Genomic DNA, 25446 nt, shown 5'->3' on the forward strand with positions numbered 1-25446 from the left:
CCTCAAGCGGGTGCCCAGCAAAGATTTACTCTTCGTCCTCTTCGTTAGGTGTCACTAACGGCGTGATCTTCACCTTCACGATGCGGTGACTACTGATTTCCAACGGTTCAAACAGATAGTCGCCAATCTTCAACTGTTCCCCTTCGCGTGGAATGCGTTGGCAATGCTCCATCAGCAACCCTGCCAAGGTATGATATTCCCGCTTTTCTTCTATCGGCAGTGGTACATACAGCACCAGATCTTCCAGTGGCATATGGCCATTGGCAATCCAGTAGCCTTCGCTGGTTTGCTGGATATCATGGCGTGCATCAACCTCTTCATCGGCCTCTGGCAGATTACCGGCGATGGTTTCCATCACGTCGGTTAACGTCACCACCCCTTCGACCGAACCAAACTCATCCACCACAAATGCAAAGTGGGTTTTGGCCTGGCGGAACTGCTCCAGCGCCGACAGCAACGTTAACTGCTCCGGGAAGATCAGCGGCTGCCGCACCAAGGCTCGCAGATCCAGCGGTGATTGCTGCAACTGTTGTTTCAACACATCAATGGTGTGTATCACCCCTAATGGTTCATCGCTGGCGCTATTTTCGGTTACCACGATGCGCGTATGCTGGTTTTTCTCCAACAGCTGCGTCAATTTATCCAGCGGGCCGTTAAGCCCAAGGTATTCCACATCGTGCCGCGAAGTCATGATACTGCTGACGGTGCGCTGTGCCATGCCCAGCACCCGCTCGATCATATGGCGTTCCTGCTGGTTGAAGATTTCACCATTCTCGTTATAGCTGTCTGCCAGCAGATGTGCCGAATGGCTGTCGATCTCGGCTTCTTCATGCTTACCGCTTAACATGCGCAATACGGCTTCTGCGGTACGCTCACGCAAAGGCCGCACCTTGGAAAGGAAACGGCGGCGGTTAAACTGGGCAAACTGGTTCAAAGCTTCGATCATCACCGAGAAACCGATCGCCGCGTAGAGATAGCCCTTCGGAATGGCATAGCCAAAGCCTTCGGCCACTAGGCTGAAACCAATCATCAGCAAGAAGCTGAGGCACAGAATAACAATGGTGGGGTGAGCATTCACAAAGCGCGTGAGCGGTTTGCTGGCCAGCAACATCAAACCAATGGCGATACATACTGCGATCATCATCACGGCCAGATGATCGACCATCCCGACGGCGGTGATCACCGAATCCAGCGAGAAGACGGCATCCAGCACCACAATCTGCGCGACCACCGGCCAGAAACGCGCACCTTTGCGTGACCCATGGTGTTCTTCGTCTTTACCCTCCAGCCGCTCGTTCAGCTCCATAGTGGCTTTAAACAGCAGGAAGATACCCCCGACCAGCATTATCAGGTCGCGGCCACTGAAAGCGTGCCCCATGGCCACAAACAGCGGTTTGGTCAGGGTGGCTAGCCAGGATATCGAGGCTAGCAGCGCCAGGCGCATCACCAACGCCAGCAAAAGACCGACAATGCGGGCTTTATCACGTTGTTTCTTAGGTAATTTCTCCGCCAAAATGGCGATAAAGATCAGGTTGTCAATGCCCAGTACGATTTCCAGTACAACCAGGGTGGCCAAGCCGGCCCAAATTGTTGGATCTGCGATCCATTCCATACGCCTAATTTCACCTTTTAGTTCGACGGCTTATGCCGCATTGAGAATGATGGACGCTGAGGGAGGGGATTTCAACATTAAATCCGCACTGGGTGCGGGTAATCTATGTTAGTAGAATAATTAGACAGTACCAGGATCTTGTCACTGGAGGTAAGCACCAGAAAACAGAGAACAAATAGCTGTTTATAAATTCTGCGCTTAGATAATAAGCATTATAATCAATTTGTTATAAAGTAGTTAAACGAGTAAAATCTTAAAAATCGAGTATCCTTAGTAGTCTTATTCTGAAAAGGTCTTAATAAAGCCACTAAGACTTGTTTCACTGGGTCAATAGTATAAGAATCCTAGCATCCTATAAATGATAGCAAGACTGACCACTTGGCCAGAAAGGCATAGCCTTTTCCCTACTCTACGACTTGCCTCTCATTAAATTCTGAACAGAACCCAAGGTTCATCTACAAGCGTGGAGCCGGTTGCACGCTTGTCAGTTCAAACATTGTCTACAGTGCATTGGTAGCTGCAAGCCAAGGGCGGTAGCGTGCCTAAAACGTCACTTTACGATTGTAGTTAATTGATTTTTATAGTTAAAAATTCAGTGAGACGTTAGGCTCTACCACTTTTCCTGGCTCTGTTACACTTACTTGTTATTTGTCGGTGGAAAAAATTCATGCAAAAAAGATTGAAGGCCGTTATCCCAGTAGCAGGTTTGGGCACGCGTATGCTGCCCGCAACCAAGGCGATCCCTAAAGAAATGCTGCCTGTGGTCGATAAGCCATTGATTCAGTACATCGTGAGCGAATGCGTTGCGGCTGGCATCAAGGATATCGTACTGGTTACGCACTCATCGAAAAACGCGATCGAAAACCACTTTGATACCTCCTTTGAGCTAGAAGCGACGTTGGAAGCTCGAGTAAAACGCCAACTGCTTGCCGAAGTACAAAGTATCTGCCCGCCAGATGTAACGGTGATGCAAGTGCGCCAAGGACAAGCCAAAGGGCTGGGTCACGCGGTGTTATGCGCGCAACCAATGATTGGGGATAACCCATTTGTGGTGCTGCTGCCGGACGTGTTATTGGATGACTCTACCGCCGATCTGCAGAAAGAAAACCTGGCCAAAATGATCCAGCGCTTCGAGCAAACCGGCTTTAGCCAGATTATGGTTGAGCCAGTGCCAGAAGAGGACGTTTCAAAATACGGTGTGGTCGATTGCGGCGGTGTGGCGTTAGCCGCTGGTGCAAGTACGCCAATGACTGCGGTGGTAGAGAAACCTGCGCGGGAAGATGCGCCATCTAACCTGGCCGTAGTGGGGCGTTATGTCCTCTCTGCGGATATCTGGCCGTTGCTGGAGAAAACGCCTCCGGGAGCTGGCGATGAAATCCAACTGACCGACGCCATTGCCATGCTGATGGAGCAGGAAACGGTAGAAGCTTTTCATATGAGCGGCAAATCCCACGACTGTGGTGACAAACTGGGCTATATGAAGGCGTTTGTACAGTATGCCTTGCGCCACCCTTCCGAAGGCGAAAACTTCACCCAGTGGATGAAACAGACCCTGAACAGTAAGTAATTACGAGACTACTGACAAACCCTCACCGGGCTTACAACGTAGGGGCGCTGCATGCTGCGCCCGTCAGGATAATCCATGGGTTAGAAAGGATTGGTGCGTTTTTTTCTATCAAATCAGCAACATTGCCACTTTATCATCAATCTGAATTACCTTAGCCGGTTAGCACGACCACGAGATTTAAGAGGAACACCATGTCGAAGAAGTTGAAAGCCGTCATTCCTGTTGCTGGTCTGGGTATGCGCATGTTGCCTGCGACCAAAGCGATCCCAAAAGAGATGCTGCCGATCGTTGATAAGCCGTTGATCCAATATATCGTCAACGAATGCGTGGCTGCCGGGATCAAGGAAATCATTCTGGTTACCCACTCCTCCAAGAACGCGATCGAAAACCATTTCGACACGTCTTATGAGCTTGAGGCAATGCTTGAAGCGCGCGTGAAGCGTCAGCTGCTGGATGAAGTTAAATCCATCACGCCGAAGGGCGTAACCCTGATGCATATCCGCCAAGGACAACCGAAAGGATTGGGGCATGCGGTACTGTGTGCCAAACCACTGGTAGGTGATTCACCTTTCGTGGTGGTGCTGCCGGACGTGCTGCTGGATGACGCCAAGGCCGATATGCACAAAGACAACCTGGCGCATATGATTGCCCGCTTCGAAGATAACGGGCTGAGCCAAGTACTGGTGCAGCCTGCGGATGAAAATGTGCTGCATGACTACTCGGTGGCAGAATGTGAGACCACGACCTTAAAACCAGGTGAAAGCTCACGCATGACGTCGATCATTGAGAAGCCAAGCCGCGAAGTTCAGCTGAAATCCAATTATTCTGCTGTAGGCCGTTATGTGCTTTCTGCCGACATCTGGCCGATTTTGGAAAAAACTCAGCCAGGCGCCTGGGGCCGAATTCAACTGACCGATGCAATTGCTGACCTGATGAAACAACAGACGGTAGAAGCGATGGAACTGGTGGGAGAGTCGTTCAACTGCGGTGAAAAACTAGGCTATCTCCGAGCGTTTGTGACCTATGGTCTGCGCCACCCAACGCAGGGCAAAGCCTTCCGTGAATGGGCCGAGCAGCTAAAATTGTAGTAATTTGTACTGAAAAAGAGCTAAAAAATCTTTATAGTTAGAGGCCTGCGGAAATCTCGGCGGGCCTTTTGACTTGTCCGAGACAGTTCGCACATGAAAACACTCCTGGTGCATGCGCCACTCACTACGAGTCTGAGAGGCATCTTAGCAAACCCAGGCTCAACGTTTGCTCAATGAGTGCTTTCATGCATGTATCGCAGGACTGCCGTACATAGCGCAAACAAAAAATTTTGCTAAGCACCACCCCAAGCGGCCACGGTTGGCCAGGGGCTTAGCGTTGCAAGTTTACTTACTTTGAAAGTGATGAAAATTCGATGGCAAAGAAACAATGGAAGCTGATACCGCTACTGGTATCGATCAGTGTGATCAGCGGTTGTACCGTGGTCCCTGGCACCCACCTCTCTACCAGCGGGAAAAACGTTGTTAAGCAGGAAGACAGCGATTTCAACCTGAATAAGCTGGTCAATATCTACCCGATGACGCCGAGTCTGGTTGATAAAATGCGACCAAAACCCGTTGTCGCGCAAAACAACCCAGCCTTGGAACGTGACCTGCAGAGCTATGAATACCGCATTGGTGTGGGCGATGTATTGATGGTTACAGTTTGGGATCACCCTGAGTTAACCACCCCTGCAGGCCAGTACCGTAGCGCAAGTGACACAGGTAACTGGGTGAATGCCGATGGTACTATCTTCTACCCATATATTGGCAAGGTGAAAGTAGCAGGAAAAACTGCTAGCCAAGTGCGAAATGATATCGCTGGACGCCTTGCGCAATATATTGAAAGCCCGCAGGTAGATGTAAGCATTGCGGCCTTCCGTTCGCAGAAGGCGTATGTGACTGGTGAAGTGGCAAAATCAGGTCAACAACCGATTACCAACGTGCCGCTAACCGTTATGGATGCGATCAATAATGCCGGTGGCCTTGCCGAAAATGCCGACTGGCGCAACGTGGTATTAACGCACAATGGTAAAGAGCAGCGTATTTCTCTGCAGGCGTTAATGCAAAAGGGCGACCTGATGCAAAACCATCTGCTTTACCCTGGCGATATTCTTTACGTACCACGCAATGATGATCTCAAAGTCTTTGTGATGGGCGAAGTGAAGCAGCAAACTACGCTGAAGATGGATCGCAGTGGCATGACGCTGACTGAAGCGTTGGGTAATGCGCAGGGTATGGATCAAGCGATGTCTGATGCAACGGGGATATTTGTTATCCGTCCCCTACGTGGTACTGAAGGTAGCAAGCTTGCAAGCATTTATCAGTTAAATGCGTCTGATGCAACAGCACTAGTAATGGGTACTGAATTCCATTTGCAACCTTATGACATTGTCTATGTAACAACCGCGCCAATTGCTCGTTGGAACCGTGTAGTTAGTCAGCTAGTACCAACAATCAATGGATTCAACAATCTCAGCGAAGGCGCATTACGTGTTCGCAATTGGCCATAGTCGTAACAGGTAGACAGAGCAAAAATTATGTTTAATTCAATTTTGGTTGTATGTGTTGGCAATATTTGTCGTTCCCCTACGGGGGAACGGTTGCTGAAAAAAGCGCTGCCTAATAAAAAAGTCGGTTCCGCAGGAATTGGTGCATTGGTAGACAAACCCGCCGATGGGATGGCGACAGAGGTAGCTAGCCAGCATGCGTTATCTCTAGAGGGACATCAGGCGCGTCAACTGACAAGTTCGATGTGTCGTGAGTATGATTTGATCCTCGTAATGGAAAAGAAACATATTGATGCGGTTTGTCGTATTGCTCCAGAGGTTAGAGGGAAAACGATGCTTTTTGGGCATTGGGTTGAACAGCAAGAAATAGCCGATCCCTATCGACAGAGTCGCGAAGCCTTTGAGTTTATATACCGCTTACTTGATGAGTCAGCCCAAAAGTGGGCTAAAGCCTTAAGCCGATAGATAGCCAGTCAGGATTTCCAATGTCAGAAAAAAATAGAGTAAATAATTCAGGAAATGATACGTCCGAGGAGATTGATCTTAGGCGTATGTTAGGTGAAATAATTGATGGTCGCTGGTTGATTATTGGGGTAATGACATCATTTTTAACGTTAGGCATTTTATATTGTTTGTTTGCCACACCTATTTACCGTGCAGATGCTATGGTGCAGGTCGAACAAAATGTAGGTAATTCATTACTTAATAATATAAATCAAATGATACCTAATAGCCAGCCTGAATCAGCTCCTGAAATTGAATTACTCAAGTCAAGAATGGTTTTGAGCAAAACAGTAGAGGATTTAAATCTACGGACTGTAATTGAAGAGGCATATTTTCCACTGTTTGGTAAGGGTTATTCCCGCCTGATAGGTCAAGTGCCCGGTAAAATTTCTATCCCACAGTTTGACTTACCAGAGGCCTGGGGGGATTCAACGTCAATTGTCTTAATCGTTAATAGCCCGAAAAGTTTTACCCTGATGAAAGACGGTGATAACTTTGCTAAAGGCGAAACAGGACGTCTATTGCAGAAGGATGGATTGTCGCTTTTGGTGAGTGAGATACAGGCTGCGCCCGGGACGAAGTTCAAGGTATCCAAAGTAAGTGAATTGAGTGCTATCAACAAATTGTTGGATATGTTTGATGTTTCTGATAAGGGAAAAAATACCGGAGTTTTAAACCTTACACTGACGGGTGAAGATCCAGTTCTTATTCGTAACATTCTTAACTCCATAACAAATAACTACCTTCAACAGAATGTTGCAAGAAAATCAGAAGAAGATGCTAAAAGCTTAGATTTCTTAGACGTGCAATTACCAAAATTACGCGCTGCACTTGATTCTTCTGAAGGTAAATTAAATCTATATCGTCAACAGAATGACTCAGTAGATTTATCGCTTGAAGCAAAAGCCGTACTGGATTCGATTGTTTCAGTTGACACGCAACTCAATGAACTTACGTTTAAAGAGGCTGAAATTTCTAAGTTGTACACGAAGGAGCACCCTTCTTATCGTGCGTTATTAGAAAAACGTAAAATTCTCGAAGACGAAAGAGAAAAGCTTAATAAGCGTGTCAGCGCAATGCCTAAAACACAACAGGAAATTTTACGATTAAGTCGCGATGTTCAATCCGGGCAAGAGGTGTATATGCAACTCTTGAATAAAGAACAAGCGCTTAGCATATCGAAAGCCAGCACAGTAGGTAATGTGCGTATTATTGATAATGCGGTTACTCAAACAAATCCTGTCAAACCTAAGAAAATGATCGTAATCCTGCTTTCAATCATTATTGGAGGAGTATTATCAGTAGGTTATATACTTTTACGCTCTTTCCTACATCATGGTATTGAAAGCCCGGAACAATTGGAAGAATTGGGTATCAACGTTTACGCAAGTGTTCCCCTTTCGGAGTGGCAACGGACTAAAGATCTTGAGTTTTTTAGTAAGAATAAAGGCAAAAAACTTAATAGTGATTCAAACTCCTTGTTAGCATTTGGTAATCCGGCAGATCTTGCAATCGAGGCTATTCGTAGCCTTCGTACAAGTCTTCATTTTGCAATGATGGAGGCAAAAAATAATGTGTTAATGATATCGGGAGCAAGCCCAGGTATCGGGAAAACATTTATTAGCGCGAACTTGGCAGCGGTCATTGCCCAAGCCGGGCAGAGAGTGCTATTCATTGATAGCGACATGCGCAAAGGTTATGCGCATGATCTAGTTGGTTTGGATGGAAAAAACGGTTTATCGGAGATCTTGTCAGGAAAGATAACTGTGACTTCGGCTGTGCAACATACGGCTTTCGAAGGGCTTGACTTTATTCCAAGAGGAATCGTTCCTCCAAACCCTTCAGAACTGCTGATGCATCATCGATTTTCTGAAGTAATAAGTTGGGCTTCGGAGCACTATGATATTGTATTGGTTGATACACCACCAATTCTTGCAGTTACAGATGCCGCAATTATAGGTAAGTACGCAGGGACCGCATTGATGGTTGCTCGCTTTGAATTAAATAGCCCGAAAGAAGTCGAAGTTAGTTATCGACGATTTGAACAGAATGGCATTGATATCAAAGGGGTCATTCTTAATGCAGTAATTAAGAAAGCATCCAATTATTATAATTACGGATACGACTATTATGACTATAGTTATAAATCAAAGGTTAATTAAATAATTAAGGGTGAAATAACGGCCACATTATGTGGCCTATTTAATTAATTGCATTATATTCCAGCAGCGCTTATGCCTGTGATTGTCGTGTGGTAATTCATAACGTCAACATCTATTTGGTAAAAAATGAAAGAGATGAAAGTAAGTATAATAATACCAACATACAATGGCGGTAGCTTATGGGAAAAATCTGCAAAAGCCATTCGTGAAAGCTATTCTCAGAGCAGCGAAGTGCTTGTCATTGACTCATCTAGTAACGACTCAACTGTAGAAGTAGCAAGAAAGTATAATTTTTTTATAGAGGTAATTCCCTCGTCAGAATTTAATCATGGCGGTACGAGAAATAAAGCAGTGAAAAACAGTACGGGTGATATTGTGGTTTTCATCACTCAGGATGCAATTCCTAAAAAAGAGAGCATAGACAGAATCCTCGCTCCATTTTCCGATCCTGATGTTGCCTGTGCATATGGACGTCAGTTACCTCATAATGATGCTAATCCTCTAGCAAAGCATGCCAGAAAATTTAATTATGGCGAAAATAGTTATGTGAGCGATATTACGGATAGCGATCGTTTAGGGCTGAAAACAGTATTTATGTCAAATTCTTTTTCAGCATATAGAGTATCAATATTTAATGAGTTAGGTGCATTTCCGGAGAATACGATTCTTTGTGAAGACATGTATCTAGCTGCCAAGGCCATTTTGGCAAATTTTAAAATTGCATATGTTGCTGATGCCGAAGTATATCATTCACATAACTATACAGTTATTGAAGAATTTAAACGTTATTTTGACATTGGGGTTTTTCATCAAGATGAACCATGGATAAGAAAATCATTTGGTGGAGCTAGTGGTGAAGGTAAAAAATTTATTTTCTCCGAGCTCAGATACTTATTGAAAAATGGTATTTTATGGTTACCTATAGCATGTGTTAATAATATCGCGAAATTGGCTGGTTACAAACTGGGACAAAGATACAAAAGAATACCAGCTATTTTTAGGAGGAAGTTAAGCATGCACAAAAGGTATTGGGATAATTTTTAGGAATAAAAGGATACTTTATGAGTGCACTTAGTTACTCAAAGAAAATAAACTTCATTAAATTTACATTAGCATTATCTGATTTTGTTTTTTTGTTATTATCTCTTTCAATCGCCATTTACTTGATTAGCCTTTTTAATGGAGATGTTAGTGAATTTATCCCTAAATCAGAAATGCCAGCTCGTATTCTAACTCATGTTATGCTGGCTGTGTTTTGCATCAGTTGGTTTTGGGTGAGATTACGGCATTATTCTTACCGCAAACCATTCTGGTTTGAGCTTAAAGAGATTTTAAGAACTTTAATTATTTTCGCTGTTCTTGACTTGGCTTTAGTTGCATTTTCTAAATGGCAATTTTCTCGGCATGTATGGTTCATAACGTGGTCTTTATCGCTTGTACTGGTACCATTGGCACGAGCCATTACTAAGCGACTACTTAACAAGTTCGGAATGTGGCAAAAGCATACTGTTATCATTGGGTCAGGGAAAAATGCATGTGATGCCTATGCGGCCTTACAAAGTGAAGAAGTTCTCGGTTTTGCAATTTGTGCCTTTTTTTCTAGTTCTCGGCAATGTGAAAAAGAACTACTAAGCAAACCTATTATTTGTGATGAGCAGGAATTGTGGGAGCAATGTGATCCTGAATATACGCAGTTTATAGTTGCATTAGAGTTTGATGAGCATGCTTTACGAGACGAGTGGCTTAAGAAGTTAGCAAAGCATAACTGTCGTTCAGTATCCGTTATACCAACATTACGCGGCGTACCGCTTTATGGTACGGATATGTCATTTATTTTCAGCCATGAAGTAATGATTTTGCGTGTGAATAATAATTTGGCAAAAAGAACTTCGCGGTTCCTAAAAAGAAGTTTTGATATTATTGGCTCAGTTTCTATTATTGCTTTGCTTTCCCCCATTTTAGGTATTCTAACCTATTTGGTATCCAAAGATGGTGGGAATGCAATTTATGGTCATGAGCGGGTTGGGCGTGGCGGTGTAAAATTCAAATGTCTAAAGTTCCGATCTATGATAATGAATTCTCAAGAGGTATTAGATCAGCTCTTGGAAAATGATCCTGATGCCCGTGCGGAATGGGATAAAGATTTCAAGTTAAAAGATGACCCGCGTATCACTCGTGTAGGTAAGTTCATCCGTAAAACGAGTTTAGATGAACTCCCGCAACTTTTCAATGTTCTAAGAGGTGATATGAGTTTAGTCGGTCCGCGCCCAATAATTGAAAAAGAACTAGAGCGGTATGCTGGTGATGTAGATTATTACTTAATGGCTAAACCTGGTATGACGGGGTTATGGCAGGTTAGCGGTAGGAATGATGTTGACTATGATACACGTGTATATTTCGATGCGTGGTATGTGAAGAATTGGTCTCTCTGGAATGATATCGCTATTCTTTTTAAGACAATAAATGTAGTGTTAAAGAGAGATGGGGCTTACTAACTTTATTGTTTATACTGTTTTAATATATCCATATTCACTTTTTATTTAAGCTAATATATTAGCGGAGTTCATTTATGACTAATAAAAACATTTACGTCACTCAACCTTACCTACCTGATTTGAATGAGTTCATTCCGTATTTGGAATGTATATGGGATAACAAGATTTTGACTAATGGTGGTCCAATGCATGAGGCATTGGAGAAAGAACTCTGTGAATATCTGGGCGTTAATGAGATCGCACTATTTAATAATGGAACTATAGCATTGCTTACCGCCCTACAAGCATTGAGGATTACAGGTGAAGTTATCACTACACCATATTCTTTCGTTGCAACCGCACATTCACTTTTGTGGAACGGTATTAAACCAATTTTCGTCGACATTGACCCAGTAACATTGAATATCGATCCGGATAAGATTGAAGCAGCCATTACGCCTCAGACAACAGCGATTATGCCGGTACACTGTTATGGAAATCCTTGTGATATCGAAAGAATTCAAGAAATAGCCGATAATTATAATTTAAAGGTTGTTTATGACGCAGCTCATGCATTTGGTGTTACTGATAAAGGGGGGAGCATTCTAAGGCATGGGGATTTAAGTGCAATCAGCTTCCATGCAACTAAAGTATTTAATACATTTGAAGGTGGCGCTATAATTTGTCCCGATAAAAAGACTAAAATAAGAATTAACAACTTAAAGAATTTCGGCATTGTCGATGAAACGACAGTAGTTGCGCCAGGGATTAATGGAAAAATGAGTGAGATCAATGCCGCCTTTGGTCTATTACAGCTCAAACATGTTGATAAAACTATTCAACGCCGGAAGGAAATAGATGAGACGTATCGCAAGGCCTTTGCAAAATTGAAAGGAATTACGGTCGTGCCCCAGTCTGGACAAGTTGATGCCAATTATGCCTATTTTCCGATTTTAGTGGAAGATGAATTCAGAATGAATAGAGAGGAACTTTATAATTATTTAAAAGAGAAAAATGTATACTCTCGTCGATATTTCTATCCACTGATTAGTGATTTCTCTATGTATAAAGGGATGAAATCAGCATCGAAGGAAAATCTCCCTGTTGCGAACGAAATTGCACGGAAAGTGCTTTGCCTACCGATATATCCAAATCTGACTAACGAAGAACAAGAAAAGATAATATCTTTAATTCAAGGGTGATAATGGTGTATTACTCAGATTCCGAACTGCTTGAGCTAGGATTTGGTAAACTTGGTAATAATGTAAAAATATCAAAGAACTCTTCTTTATATAACTGTAGGAATATATCTATCGGGAATAACGTCAGAATTGATGACTTCTGTGTACTATCAGCTGGAAATGGTGGGATTGAGATAGGGGAAAATATTCATATTGCTGTGTATAGCTCAATTATTGGCGCTGGCAAAGTCACCATTTCTGATTATGCCAATATTTCCTCTAAGGTTGCAATATATAGTAGCAACGATGACTATAGTGGAGAGTTTATGACAAACCCTACTGTCAGTGAAGAGTTCACTAAAGTATCGCATGCTGATGTATTTATCGGAAAACATGTAATTATAGGCTCAGGAAGCGTTATTTTACCTGGAGTTACTATCGGAGAAGGTGCGGCTGTAGGATCACTAAGTTTGGTTAATAAGGACTGCGAGTCATTTGTTATTTATGCTGGTACGCCAGTCCGACCTCTAAAAGAAAGAAAGAAAGATATTTTATTGCTCGAGGAAAAACTCAATAAACAAAAAGCAAACTCATGAAAAAACTAAGAATACTACATTTATGTACAGATGAGAAATTTATAGATAGAGCAATTAGCACCTTCGAATTAGCCTATCCTGAACAAAACATAGTATGTATATATAACAAAGGAGAGGAAATACTCCATATCAAGCGGGAGGTGGATTTTAGAGCCGGATTTAAAGAGTCATTGCTAGGTATCGATTTCTCAAAAATAGGGCATGTTGATGTTTTAGTCATTCATTCTTTGAGAGACTTCTGGTTTAAAACAATAGAAAAATTAGATAAAAAAATTCCAGTTGTATGGATTGGGTGGGGGTATGATTATTATGACTTAATTGGTAGAATTGATAAATGGTTGTTAAAGGATACAAATTTATTTTTCACACAGCTGAAGAAAAATAAAAATTTTAAACAATCTATAAAAGAACTAATCCTCTACCCAACAATTAGAAGATTGAAAGTTATTGAAAGGATACAGTATTTTTCTCCTGTAATACCTGATGAATATAATCTACTGAAAAATTGCCGGAATTGGAGTGTTTTCCCAGAACAGGTCGATTGGAATTATGGGGCAGCAGAAAAAGACCTCTCATATTATGTTTCTGATGATGCCGAAAATGCAACTAGAGAAAATATATTGGTAGGAAATAGTGCCACCATTACAAACAATCATCTTGAAATTTTTGACATTTTAAAAAAAATTGATCTTCAAGAACGAAAATTAATTGTGCCGCTTAACTATGGTGATATGGACTATGGTTTCAGAATTCAGCAGGTGGCAAATGAAATACTCGGTAGAAATGCTGATGTTTTGGCTGATTTTATGCCTCTTGAAGAGTACATGGAAAAAATAAGTTCGTGTGGCTTTGTCATAATGAATCATGTTCGGCAGCAAGGCGTCGGAAATATCATTAGCATGATTTATATGGGGGCTAAAGTATTTCTCAGAGAGGAAAATCCAACATTTAATTTTCTCAGAAATAAAGGAGTGATGATTTTCTCTGTTCAAGAGCTTGAAAGAGATTCACTTCTTTTATCGTCTTCATTAACGAGTTGTGAAGTGATTGAAAATAGAGTAATTATTGAAGGGATTTGGTCAAACGCTGTGCTACTAGAAAAAACAAAAAAACTCGTTTCGACTTTAACAAAAAAAGAAGGGTAAATTGAAGCTCAAAGTTATTTTCTCATTTGCAATGGGACCTATAGGTGCTGCCGCCTTAGGTTTTATTACCCTACCTGTGATGACTTGGTTATATTCTCCTGAGGATGTCGGTCGATTTGGTATGTTAAATGTTGCGATATCATTTACAGTCTTACTTTTTGGATTAGGTTTAGATCAAGCGTATGTTCGACAATATCATGAAAGTGAATGCAAAGGGGAGTTGCTTAAAATATCCATAGTCCCTGGGCTAATGTTATTACTGTTGACATTTTTTGTATTGTCTTTTTATCCAGAATATGTATCTTCACTTCTTTTTGAAAAAAATAGTATCTCTATTGGTTTTTTAGTTATGTTCATTCTTTTTTTTAACTTCATATTAAGATTTTTGTCGCTAGTGGTCAGGATGGAGGGAAGAGGAGTCGGATTCTCACTAAGCCAATTGGTTCCCAAAATAGTTATCTTGGTTATTTTGCTCTTTTTTTATTTTTTCTGGGAGAGCCATCAGTTTGAACAATTATTGTGGGCGAGTTTCTTTGGTTTTTTGCTAACTTTAATTGTTATGCTGCTTATCACAAGGAAAGACTGGCTATCAGCCATTACTTCTCGCGTGAATTATTTAAAATCTAAAGAAATGATTCGTTTTGGCTTCCCATTAATACTAGGTAGCTTGGCTTTTTGGGGAGTGACGGCGATGGATAGAATGCTTTTACGAACACTATCCACATTTGAACAATTGGCTATATTCTCTGTCGCGGTCAGTTTTGCCAGTGCAGCGACTATAATACAAAGTATTTTCTCAACGCTTTGGGCTCCGATGGTCTACAAGCTTGCTAACAATGACGAAGAAAGCTTGGGGCTCGTGAAAAAAGCGTCAAAATATTTATTGTTAGTCGTTGTCGTTTTATTCTGCATTGCAGGGCTTTTATCTTGGATTGTCGATTTTTTCATTCCAGAAAGTTATAACGATGTTAAATTTATTTTATTAGCATGCCTTGGTTATCCTTTACTTTATACGTTGTCAGAAACCACGGTTGTAGGAATTGGAATAAGCAAGAAAACGTATTACTCAATGCTGGCTTCATTGCTGGCTCTGATTATTAATTTTGGCCTTAATTATATCCTGGTTCCTTATTTTGGTGCTGCAGGAGCCGCTGTTAGTACATGTATAACATTTTGGTTCTTCTTGATTTTTCGTACGGAGCTCTCAATACTTTGTTGGAAAAAAATACCTCGATTTGAGTTGTACTTTTTTACCTTATTATGCATTTTAGGAGCCTCTGTTGAGGCAATATATGGCGATAAATACTTTGTTTATTTGAAACTATATTGGGCAGGTTTATTAACCCTACTGCTTTTCAATAATCGCTCTTATCTAAAGGGCTTTAAGTTTAAAAGATAAATAAAATATGCTTTTTTAATTTGAAATTTATATCATCTTTTAATTATATCTTTTTATTTTTATTATAAGGAGCACTATGAAAATTATCGTTACCGGTGGAGCTGGTTTTATTGGGTCAGCGGTGGCTCGCCACATAATATGCGATACTCGGGATGAGATCATGGTGGTGGATAGTTTGACCTACGCGGGAAACCTAGAGTCACTTAAACCGATTAAGGATAATGAACGTTTTAAGTTCGAACATGCCGATATTTGTAATCGTCCTCAACTGGATCGCATTTTTAGAGAGTTTAAGCCTGATGCGGTGATGCATTTGGCTGCGGAGAGCCACGTAGATCGTTCCATTGATGGTCCTGCTGCATTTATCGAAACCAACATTGTTGGTACTTACACACTTTTGGAAGCTGCGCGGCACTACTGGAATAATCTGGATGATGAAGCGAAAAAAGCTTTCCGTTTCCATCATATTTCTACAGATGAAGTTTATGGTGATCTGCATGGCACCGACGATTTGTTCACAGAAACAACGTCCTATGCCCCAAGTAGCCCGTACTCTGCTTCCAAGGCTTCCAGCGATCATCTGGTGCGTGCATGGCTACGCACCTATTGTTTCCCAACCATAGTGACTAATTGCTCTAACAACTACGGGCCTTATCATTTCCCAGAAAAATTGATCCCGCTGGTTATCCTCAACGCCCTGGATGGTAAATCACTCCCGGTGTACGGCAACGGTGCCCAAATTCGTGATTGGTTGTATGTAGAAGATCATGCCCGTGCGCTATACAAAGTAGTGACCGAGGGTGAAGTCGGTGAAACCTACAACATTGGTGGACATAACGAGCGTAAAAATATAGAGGTTGTGCAAACTATTTGTCGTTTGCTTGATGATTTGGTACCAAACAAACCGTCTGGTATTGGTAAATATGAAGATTTAATTACCTATGTTACCGATCGTCCTGGCCACGATATGCGTTATGCGATTGATGCATCGAAGATTGATACCGAACTGGGCTGGAAACCGCAAGAGACTTTTGAAAGTGGTATCCGAAAAACCGTAGAGTGGTATCTGGCAAATAAAGAGTGGTGGAGTCGCGTTAAAGATGGATCCTATGCTGGCGAACGCTTAGGTTTAACTCGTTAATTTAATTGGGGAAGTTTGAATGAAAGGAATTGTGCTTGCGGGTGGTTCTGGTACGCGCCTGTACCCTATTACACGTGGTGTATCTAAGCAGTTATTGCCCATTTATGATAAACCGATGGTTTATTATCCGATCTCAGTGCTGATGCTGGCTGGAATCCGAGATATTCTGGTTATCTCTACTCCAGACGATATGCCTTCCTTCAAACGTTTACTTGGGAACGGAAGCCGGTTCGGTATCAATCTGAGTTACGAAATCCAACCAAGCCCAGACGGCCTTGCGCAGGCGTTCCTGATCGGTGAAGAGTTCATCAATGGCGATCGCTGTGCATTGGTGCTAGGCGATAATATCTATTTTGGTCAAAGCTTCGGTAAAAAACTTGAGAACGTGGTTGCGCAGGCTACAGGCGCAACAGTGTTTGGCTACCAGGTAATGGATCCCGAGCGATTTGGTGTTGTTGAGTTTGATGAAAATTTCCGTGCACTCTCTTTAGAAGAAAAACCGGCGAAACCTAAATCTAATTGGGCTGTAACGGGTCTGTATTTCTATGATAACAACGTGGTAGAGATGGCTAAGCAAGTTGAACCATCTCATAGGGGGGAATTGGAAATTACTACCCTTAACCAGATGTATCTGGATGCAGGCAAATTGAATGTAGAGTTACTTGGTCGTGGTTTCGCCTGGTTAGATACCGGTACCCATGATAGCTTGGTTGAAGCGTCGCAATTTATTCATACTATTGAGAAACGACAAGGGTTCAAAGTTGCTTGCTTAGAAGAAATTGCTTTCCGTAAAGGTTGGCTCTCTCGTGAACAAGTTGCAGAGGAGGCCAAACTGTTAGGTAAAACACTCTATGGCCAATATCTATTGCATTTGATCGGGGAAAAGTAACATGCAAGTTAAAAACACTAAAATAGCCGGTGTTAAAATTATTCATCCGAAAGTATTTGGTGATGCGCGTGGTTTCTTCCTCGAAACGTTTGAGAAAAAACGCTACCAAGAGGTGCTGGATATCGATCTTGATTTTGTTCAGGATAATCATTCGCGCTCTGCGAAAGGTGTGTTACGTGGTTTGCACTTTCAGAAAGTAAACCCGCAAGGTAAGTTAGTACGTGTTGTTCGTGGTGAGGTTTTTGACGTTGCCGTGGATATCCGCCCTGATTCACCGACTTATGGAGAGTGGGAAGGGCTGATCCTTTCCGAGGAGAATAAAGCCCAGTTCTGGATTCCACCTGGTTTGGCCCACGGTTTTGTTGTGCTTTCTGATGTTGCCGATTTTGAATATAAATGCACCGATTACTATCATCCGGCTCATGAAGGCTGCTTGTTGTGGAATGATCCTCAAGTCGGTATTGAATGGCCGATTGAGAATCCTTTACTTTCTGAGAAAGATAAAATTGGTAAACTCTTTAAGGATTTGACACAATGAAAGTGCTGCTGACAGGTTCTAAAGGACAACTAGGTAGCTGTTTCCAAGATCGTTTGCCAACAGGTTGGGAGTTGTGGGCGACGGACTCAGATGTTCTAGATATTACTGATTTGAGCGCCGTAAAAGCAGCCGTAGCGGAGTTTAAGCCAAATATCATTGTTAATGCAGCGGCCTACACCGCCGTAGATAAAGCAGAGACCGAATATGAGCTAGCTGCGAGTATCAACAAAACTGGCCCTGAAAACTTGGCTTTGGCGGCAAAAGATGTTGACGCACGTTTAGTACACGTTTCCACAGATTATGTCTTCGATGGGACGGCAACGACACCCTATACTGAAACTGATGTGACCAATCCACTTGGCGTGTATGGTCAAACCAAGTTAGATGGTGAGATTGCTGTAGCAACTGTTCAACCTGAAGCTATTATTATTCGCACTGCCTGGGTGTTCAGTGAGTACGGCAATAATTTTGTGAAGACCATGCTGCGTTTGGCTAAGGATCGCGATACGTTGGGGATAGTTGCAGACCAACGAGGTTGCCCGACTTATGCTGGTGATATAGCCCAAGCAATTATCACTCTAGTGCAGAAGAATGCTAATGGCGGTATTTACCATTTTGGTGGTGATAAAGAGGTTGCTTGGAGTGAGTTTGCTATATCTATTTTTGATATAGCCATTGAGAAGAAGGTTTTAACTAAAAAGCCTAATGTAAATGGTATTTCTACAGATCAATATCCGACTCCCGCAGCAAGACCTAAATACTCTGTGCTAAACTGCGCTAAAATTAAAGAAGAAGGTGTTTTTACTTCGGCTTGGGAGTCCGCGCTGCGTTTAGTCATTGCAAAATTAGATTAAAATAGGCCCTTGGGGGCCTATCCTTAAAATAGTTGAAATTGAATAGATATTTGTGAGATCTTTATGGCTAAGTTGACAGAGTCACGTAAAGTCAGTGTCTATATATCTACCTGTAATCGCTTGGATAAGCTCAAGCGAGCTGTTGAGTCAGTGTTACGTCAAGATTATGCAAATATTGAAGTTTTGATTTGTGATGATGCATCATCTGATGGTACTCAAGAGTACGTAAAGGATTTATTGTTGCGTGATAAGAGATTTGTTTATCTTCGTAACAACGTTAATAAAGGAGCTTGTGCGACTAGAAATTTAGGCATAACTTCAGCGACAGGGTACTTTATTACTGGGTTGGATGATGATGATGAGTTTAAATCTAATCGCTTAGCATACTTTTTAAGTAACTGGGAGGATAAATACTCTTTTATATGTGCTAATTTTACGAATGTTCATCCTAATGGACATAAGAAAGACCACTATAAAAAATGTAACACCCCACTTTTATTTAGTTATAAGAAGATTCTTTTTGAGAATGAAGCCTCTAACCAAATATTCACTATCACAAAACGTCTTCAGAAGATCGGTGGATTTGATCCCTCTGTTAAGAGACTACAAGATTGGGATACTTGGTTACGCCTTTCATATGAATTTGGAGATTTCTTACGTTTACCGATTAGTACATACATCATGAATCATGATCATGCATTTAACGAGATTCGAGTTTCTCAAAATGCAAAGATCACTGAGTCATTGATCGGTCTTGTTGATAGGAATAGAGTGATTTATTCTGAAAAGGAAAGAAATTACATGATTTTTTTGGTTTCCTGTATGAATAAGAAAGCAACACTATTAGATAGTTTATATTGGAGTTTACTTAAACTAAACCCTAAATACCTTATAAAATACATGCTTCAGTAGGATGAGTGTAGAATGAAAACGATAGAGGTTATTTTAGCTGCTTATAATGGTTGCAAATATATTCGAGAGCAGATTTTTTCAATACTATTAAATTTTGACAAATTGAGTGATTTCGACTGTAAATTATTAATCTCTGATGATGGTTCAACGGATTCGACCGTTGAAATAATTGAATCTATAAAATTATTGGATGATAGGGTATTTTTGATAAACAAAGATAAAAAGGGAGGTGTGAAGGCTAATTTCTTATGTTTAATTAATGCAAGTAATGCTGACTATGTTTTCTTTAGTGACCAAGATGATTTATGGTTACCAGATAAAATATCACTTTTTATTGATAGATTTAATGAAGTTGAGTCAGATTTTAGTGGGCCTATACTTGTCCATTCTGATTTGAGTGTTGCGGATAAAAATTTGTCGCCAATCAATATATCGATGTTTGAATATCAAAATATTAACAAATCACCAAGTTTCTCTCAACTGCTAGTGAGTAACTCAATAACTGGGTGTGTTATGGCTTGTAATAGAGAACTTATCTCTATTTTAAAAAAGAGTAACATCAAAGAATCAATAATGCATGATTGGTATGCAGCCTTGTGTGCCTCAGCATTTGGTATTATAACCTTCATTGATAAACCACTTATTCTATATAGACAACATGGTGGCAACCAAGTTGGTGCTAAATCATTTGCTTTAGGTGATTTGATTAAGACTGATAGCATAAAAGAAAAATTACAACAGACAAAAAAATCAATAATTAGAACGCGAAATCAATCGGCAGTATTTTTATCTGATTTTTCTACAGTATTAGAAAGTGATAAAAAATTTTTGCTTGCTGATTATATAGAATCGTTTAACGAGAGCGTTACTCGTCGAGCTAATTTATTTTTTAATAAAAACATCAAGAAACATGGCACGCTGAGAAATGTTTTTTTCTTCATTTTTTATGTTCTCAGAGGGCATAATTTACGGAGTGAGTGAAGCAATGTATATTTTATCGTTGCATTTAGGTTTTGATATAAAGTAAGCTACCAATAAAAATAGCATGGCAGAGCTATATCAGCATATTGTATAGGGCAAATATTCACCAAGTGCGTACTCATACGACTTGGTGATGATCTCTGCTTTTGTAAGGGTTTACTTATATATATTTTAATAGATAACGAAAGATTGCTTTGATCATAAAATTTGCCATTCTCCATCGACAAAGATGGCTGTCATCCTTGTCGATAGAGTTTTTGCATTAGTTATTTTCTCCTTTCCAGAAAAATTTACGCTATGCCCTGTAAAATTATAAATTTCTAAAGTATACCCGTCAGGAAGATTTTCTGCATTAGGAAGAATTATTGAAATATCACTTGTTGCTTTTATTATATATCTTGCATAGTCATCAGTTAACTTACTTGTTTGAGTGATTATTTTTGTCTTGTATGCAATCTTTTCTATTTTTCCATCCGGGGATAGTTTAGTTGTAACCTTACCTAAATATCTAAATTCAACAGCGCTTTTTTTGTTTGCGCCGGAGAAAACCATACCGTTATCTGCTGTGGAGTTCTCAAGAAAACCTGTATCAGTATTATTATCTTTTACCCCATTTGCACTAAAGAAATTTGCCGTTTTTGAACCATTGGCCATAAAACCAACGTTCCACTGCTTTTTAAATCCTGATGTTGCCGATCTTGCCCAATAAGCAATGGTACCACCGAATTTAGACTGAGGAAGGATTACAGTATCTACTCCATTAACGGCCGGTGGGTTCTCAACTTTATTGTTTATAATTCCATTTTCTTGAATTGTTAGCTTGTCAGCCCTCCCGGTTGAGGGAAGTAACGCATTAAAATTAACAGCCCATACCTTAGTTATAGGGTTTATTGTTAGCCCGATACCATTTTCTGGTGTACCTAGGCTTCCGGTCTTAGCATTAACCCATCCAGAGGTTATCACTTTTTTTTCTGAAACACGAACAACATATGTCGACCACTTAGGATTATGCATAGTATCTATTATCATGCCTGGCTTTATTTTAGAGGCATCTATAGAAATTGATGAGAAAGATGTTGGAGTATAAGTCGCATATTTTATTATCTCCCACGATTTGAATGGTGGGGACGTATTGTCTGCATAGAAACCTACAGAATCACGATCTCTGTATTCATGAAGACCTTGGACAAAATTTAGGCCAATGACTGGGTACGTATAGGGATCAGAGGGGTTAGCTCTAACCGCAGAGGCAACCGCATTTGCCCTCATACCGAAGGTATCCCTAGACGCGTAGAATCCTCTAGCAAACTGTGGGCTATCATCGTGGATCCCATCAATACGTCCCATTACACCTGGTTCGATCGATGCAATTGAGCTGTAACTAATTGAATACAAAACCATAAGCACTGCACTAGCTACACATTTCATTACATTCTACCTATATGATAGTGTGTTTAACGTGGGGACATCATTGCACAGATAATGATGTTAGTTTTGTCAGTTATTTCCTAAATGCAATGATGACTCAAATCTGAGTAAGGCACACCAATCTTTACGCATCACCTTTTATTGAATTGACTTATTATGGATGTTACATCAGGATATGCCTGTTTTAAGATAGCAAGAGCAACATTAGAGGAATAGTATACCTATGTTAATCAATGGGTTAGATGTGATTCAACGCGAAAATGAGAGTATCCAAGAGTCTAGGTTAAGTCATAAAAGCGCCACAGGAAAAGTAGAGCATGACCTTTTCATGCTGACTATTTTATTTTATCCAATAGTAACTCTCAGTCATATACTCTATATTCTACCTCAGGCATTACTTACGGGAACCTCTGCATTAAATAGAAATAAAGCAATATATAAAAATGATGTTTTGGCATTTCTTTTTGGATTGGCTGCATTTTTGCCACCATTTATTATTGAATTTTCTTCCTCATCACCTAATTATGATTTATCTTCGAAACTGGTCGTCAATTGTATAACAATTTTTTCATTAATCGGAACGAAAAGAATATTTTTCACTGAGCGAAGTCTATCAATACTAAAATATATATCTTTAATGTGGTTGATTGCTGTTATTATTATATATATGAAAAACGGAGTTACTAGCGTTTCATATCTGCTTTCATTGTTTAATACAGGTGCAGATTTAGATAGTTCAAGTTTGTATGGTATAGCTGAACCGTTAAGGGATTTGTTTCTTACAAAAAACATATCTTCGATGTTTGTAGTGTCTACATTTTCCCTTTATCTTTATATCGCGTTCAACCTAAATCAGAAAGTAGGTGTCGTCACGTTCCTATTATTTTCTGCAGTCGCTTTATCATTCCTCTCTAGACAGGCTTTGGTGGGGATGCTTCTTCTGTATGGGTTTTACAGATTTCTTATTGCCGGTTACTTTAGCAAAATCTCGATAGTTGCTTTAATTTCTGCTTGTGGTTTCATAGTTTTTATCTCTTTCTTTAATCTGAAAAATAGTAATGATGGAGCATCACAAAGAATTGAGTTGTGGCAATATTTTTTTGAGCACTGTGCTGATTTTGTTTTTCTTGGGAATGGAATGGATGGATTAAGCAATATGCTTACATCTAAAGTTGGAATAGATAACTTCCATATGTTTTTCATGAATCAAATTGGTGCGTATGGAATCTTTCATTTCATTGCATTTTCCGTGTTTTTGTTATTGATATTATGTAGGCCTAGATGGAACAAAGGTAGGTTAATTCTATTGTCTGGTTATCTTTTGAATGTTTGCTTTCAAACGTACGGATATGAGTATGGTAACCTATTCTTATTTATGTCTATGTTATTTGGTGTGAAAAAACGCTATGAATAGAGTATTCTATATAAGTATAGTTCATAAGGATTGTACAACTTTGCTAGAATAATTGTCGCTATGTATTTATCCCTAGGTATTTCTGCGTTTTTTGCCATTGCAGGGGCAAGCCATACACCTGACGTGATCTAGTCAATTAGTTTTGTTATGGCTTCACTCGTTACTACTGTCATATCCAATGCCTGATCATCATGGTGGCATTCTGGATACTAGGTGGACGTATTTGGTGAGGTCAGAATGTGCTAAATAGCTGCGCCTAATTGTGCTACACCTTGCATCAGGCCGTGCTACGCTTGGGTTTTCTCTTTGCTGGTAAAGGGAGCCAGTCACCACACAGCTTCAGCAGCTACTGCTGTTCACTGGACAAGCATCACCCGAAATCGACAACTGGAGTGGTATTAGGCGCAGTTATTTAGAGGAGTTTCGTTAGCAATATGAGTTTGCTGAATGCTAACCGGTATTCTTTTTAAAAGCTACTAGCTACTAAGAATCTCAAAGGTAGAATAGAAGCCCACTAACATATGATTCTTAGCGCTAGACGCGCACAAAAGGGGTAACAATGGCAATTCTAGTCACCGGCGGAGCCGGCTACATCGGTTCCCACACCGTTCTGGCCCTGCTGGAGCGTGGAGAGGAGGTTGTCGTTCTAGACAACCTCTCGAACTCATCCGAAGAGTCACTGCACCGTGTTGAGCAGCTAACAGGCAAAGCAGCCATCTTCTACCAAGGCGACATTCAAGATCCGGAGTGTCTGAACCGCATCTTCGATGGTCACCGTATCTCTGCGGTGATCCACTTTGCTGGCTTGAAAGCAGTAGGGGAGTCAACCCGCAAACCGTTAGAGTATTATCAAAACAACGTCTCTGGCACCCTGGTGCTCCTGGATGAGATGCGTCGTGCCGGAGTTCATCAGTTTATCTTCAGTTCCTCAGCCACTGTTTATGGCGCTAACTCCCCAGTACCTTATGTTGAAACCACGCCTATTGGTGGTACGACTAGCCCGTATGGCACATCCAAACTGATGGTTGAGCAAATCCTGCAGGATTTCGCCAAGGCAGAGCCGCAGTTTTCGATTATCGCTTTACGTTACTTTAACCCAGTCGGTGCCCATGAGTCTGGCCTGATCGGCGAAGATCCCAATGGCATCCCTAATAATCTGTTGCCATACATCTCGCAGGTTGCTATTGGCAAGCTGGAGACGCTGGGTGTTTTCGGCGGTGATTATCCAACGGAAGACGGTACCGGTGTGCGTGACTACATTCACGTGATGGATCTGGCTGAAGGACACCTGATGGCCATGGATCATCTGAAGAAGGTCGAAGGGTTCAAAGCTTATAATCTGGGAGCTGGTGTTGGTTTCTCCGTGCTGGAGATGGTGCATGCTTTCGAGAAAGCCTCCGGTGTTGCTATCCCTTATCAGATCTTACCGCGCCGCGATGGTGATTTGCCAGCCTTCTGGGCGGACGCCAACCTGGCTCGCCAAGAACTGGGCTGGGAGGTGAGTCGTGGTATCGATGAGATGATGCGTGATACCTGGAACTGGCAGAAGAACAACCCGCAGGGATATACTAGTAAAAACTAAGAAAATTCTTTAATATAACTCATTCTTAAAAGCCCATTTATGGGCTTTTTTTTCGCCCTTGAAATGATAAGGCGACTATCTATTTGCAGGCTCTGTTACGGAATTTGGGAATCTCATCCATCTTAATTAATTGATATAAAATAAATTTGCTGATAGAGCAGCGGAGTAGCTCAATAAACCAACAAACGTATTCAGATTAAACTGAAAGAGCGGACAATCTACAGGTGTTTTGTCCGCTTAGGTGGTAGCATACGCAACAAAAATCTCGTTCAATGGGCATTAAGTACGCGTTTGGGTAATGATCGTGTGCCTTGTTGTATGCTTAACTTAGCGTATGGATTGGACAAAACCTAAAATTTATACTTTATTTTCAGTCTATTGGTAGCTGTTGAGCCAAGGGCGGTAGCGTGCTTTTTTGATCTGGCAGTGAGTAAAATGGCTTTTTGGTTGTTTTTTGACCTCGACTCTACGGTCAACCATTATACTTCATGATGTAACAAAGTATGACGGTTTGGGTGAAAATCGGAATAA

The 25446-nt window shown here is 41.1% G+C and carries 21 protein-coding genes; 19 read left to right on the forward strand and 2 right to left on the reverse strand.

The genetic code is table 11. The features are described from left to right. Positions 1–25 precede the first annotated feature (25 nt). A complete protein-coding gene (locus D9980_RS03220; protein ID WP_121606396.1) occupies positions 26–1612 on the reverse strand; it encodes a TerC family protein in 1587 nt (528 codons plus the stop codon). 667 nt (positions 1613–2279) lie between these two features. On the opposite strand from D9980_RS03220, the gene galU (D9980_RS03225) reads away from it, so the two are divergent. From galU (D9980_RS03225) to D9980_RS03305, 17 genes are all read left to right on the forward strand, one after another. Beyond that, positions 2280–3179: a UTP--glucose-1-phosphate uridylyltransferase GalU gene (gene galU / locus D9980_RS03225; protein WP_021180603.1), complete on the forward strand. Its 900-nt coding sequence runs from the start codon at positions 2280–2282 to the stop codon at positions 3177–3179. A gap of 191 nt (positions 3180–3370) precedes the next feature. Further along, on the forward strand, positions 3371–4267 hold the full coding sequence (gene galU, locus D9980_RS03230) for a UTP--glucose-1-phosphate uridylyltransferase GalU (RefSeq protein ID WP_121606397.1): 897 nt from the start codon (positions 3371–3373) through the stop codon (positions 4265–4267). 314 nt (positions 4268–4581) lie between these two features. Beyond that, positions 4582–5718: a polysaccharide export protein gene (locus tag D9980_RS03235; RefSeq protein WP_121606398.1), complete on the forward strand. Its 1137-nt coding sequence runs from the start codon at positions 4582–4584 to the stop codon at positions 5716–5718. Positions 5719–5745: 27 nt separating this feature from the next. Beyond that, a complete protein-coding gene (locus tag D9980_RS03240) occupies positions 5746–6180 on the forward strand; it encodes a protein tyrosine phosphatase (RefSeq protein ID WP_121606399.1) in 435 nt (144 codons plus the stop codon). Between the two features lie 20 nt (positions 6181–6200). Further along, positions 6201–8381, forward strand: coding sequence for a tyrosine-protein kinase Wzc (gene wzc, locus D9980_RS03245; protein WP_121606400.1), 2181 nt, complete (start codon positions 6201–6203; stop codon positions 8379–8381). A gap of 135 nt (positions 8382–8516) precedes the next feature. Further along, on the forward strand, positions 8517–9425 hold the full coding sequence (locus D9980_RS03250) for a glycosyltransferase family 2 protein (protein WP_121606401.1): 909 nt from the start codon (positions 8517–8519) through the stop codon (positions 9423–9425). 17 nt (positions 9426–9442) lie between these two features. Continuing rightward, positions 9443–10876, forward strand: coding sequence for an undecaprenyl-phosphate galactose phosphotransferase WbaP (gene wbaP / locus D9980_RS03255; protein ID WP_121606402.1), 1434 nt, complete (start codon positions 9443–9445; stop codon positions 10874–10876). A gap of 74 nt (positions 10877–10950) precedes the next feature. After that, positions 10951–12057, forward strand: coding sequence for a DegT/DnrJ/EryC1/StrS aminotransferase family protein (locus D9980_RS03260; RefSeq protein WP_121606403.1), 1107 nt, complete (start codon positions 10951–10953; stop codon positions 12055–12057). A 2-nt stretch (positions 12058–12059) separates the two neighbouring features. Further along, positions 12060–12632, forward strand: coding sequence for an acyltransferase (locus D9980_RS03265; protein WP_121606404.1), 573 nt, complete (start codon positions 12060–12062; stop codon positions 12630–12632). Beyond that, positions 12629–13777, forward strand: a complete 1149-nt coding sequence (locus D9980_RS03270) for a TDP-N-acetylfucosamine:lipid II N-acetylfucosaminyltransferase (RefSeq protein ID WP_121606405.1) — start codon at positions 12629–12631, stop codon at positions 13775–13777. Before D9980_RS03265 ends, D9980_RS03270 begins: the two co-directional genes overlap by 4 nt. Before the next feature lies 1 nt (position 13778). Continuing rightward, positions 13779–15176, forward strand: a complete 1398-nt coding sequence (locus tag D9980_RS03275; protein WP_238393682.1) for a lipopolysaccharide biosynthesis protein — start codon at positions 13779–13781, stop codon at positions 15174–15176. A 76-nt stretch (positions 15177–15252) separates the two neighbouring features. Then, entirely contained in the window at positions 15253–16317 is a 1065-nt protein-coding gene (rfbB, locus tag D9980_RS03280) for a dTDP-glucose 4,6-dehydratase (protein WP_121606406.1), read from the forward strand. Between the two features lie 19 nt (positions 16318–16336). Further along, on the forward strand, positions 16337–17206 hold the full coding sequence (gene rfbA / locus D9980_RS03285; RefSeq protein WP_121606407.1) for a glucose-1-phosphate thymidylyltransferase RfbA: 870 nt from the start codon (positions 16337–16339) through the stop codon (positions 17204–17206). A gap of 1 nt (position 17207) precedes the next feature. Then, positions 17208–17744 carry a dTDP-4-dehydrorhamnose 3,5-epimerase gene (gene rfbC / locus D9980_RS03290; protein ID WP_121606408.1) on the forward strand — a complete coding sequence of 179 codons (537 nt, stop codon included), beginning with the start codon at positions 17208–17210 and terminating at the stop codon, positions 17742–17744. Beyond that, positions 17741–18598, forward strand: coding sequence for a dTDP-4-dehydrorhamnose reductase (rfbD, locus tag D9980_RS03295; RefSeq protein WP_121606409.1), 858 nt, complete (start codon positions 17741–17743; stop codon positions 18596–18598). The genes rfbC and rfbD overlap by 4 nt, the downstream gene beginning before the upstream one ends. A gap of 63 nt (positions 18599–18661) precedes the next feature. Further along, on the forward strand, positions 18662–19510 hold the full coding sequence (locus tag D9980_RS03300; protein WP_121606410.1) for a glycosyltransferase: 849 nt from the start codon (positions 18662–18664) through the stop codon (positions 19508–19510). Between the two features lie 12 nt (positions 19511–19522). Beyond that, positions 19523–20491 (forward strand): glycosyltransferase family 2 protein, encoded by a 969-nt coding sequence (locus D9980_RS03305; protein ID WP_121606411.1) that lies wholly within the window; start codon positions 19523–19525, stop codon positions 20489–20491. Positions 20492–20689: 198 nt separating this feature from the next. On the opposite strand, the gene D9980_RS03310 is transcribed toward D9980_RS03305, so the two are convergent. Then, entirely contained in the window at positions 20690–21919 is a 1230-nt protein-coding gene (locus D9980_RS03310; RefSeq protein WP_162304225.1) for a hypothetical protein, read from the reverse strand. Positions 21920–22142: 223 nt separating this feature from the next. Here D9980_RS03310 and D9980_RS03315 point away from each other — a divergent pair, with 223 nt between their 5' ends. Further along, on the forward strand, positions 22143–23333 hold the full coding sequence (locus tag D9980_RS03315) for a hypothetical protein (protein ID WP_121606413.1): 1191 nt from the start codon (positions 22143–22145) through the stop codon (positions 23331–23333). A gap of 559 nt (positions 23334–23892) precedes the next feature. After that, entirely contained in the window at positions 23893–24915 is a 1023-nt protein-coding gene (galE, locus tag D9980_RS03320) for a UDP-glucose 4-epimerase GalE (protein ID WP_121606414.1), read from the forward strand. The last annotated feature ends 531 nt before the right edge of the window (positions 24916–25446 follow it).

Origin of the sequence: Serratia sp. 3ACOL1 (assembly GCF_003668775.1) — a bacterium.
Lineage (GTDB): Bacteria > Pseudomonadota > Gammaproteobacteria > Enterobacterales > Enterobacteriaceae > Chania > Chania fonticola.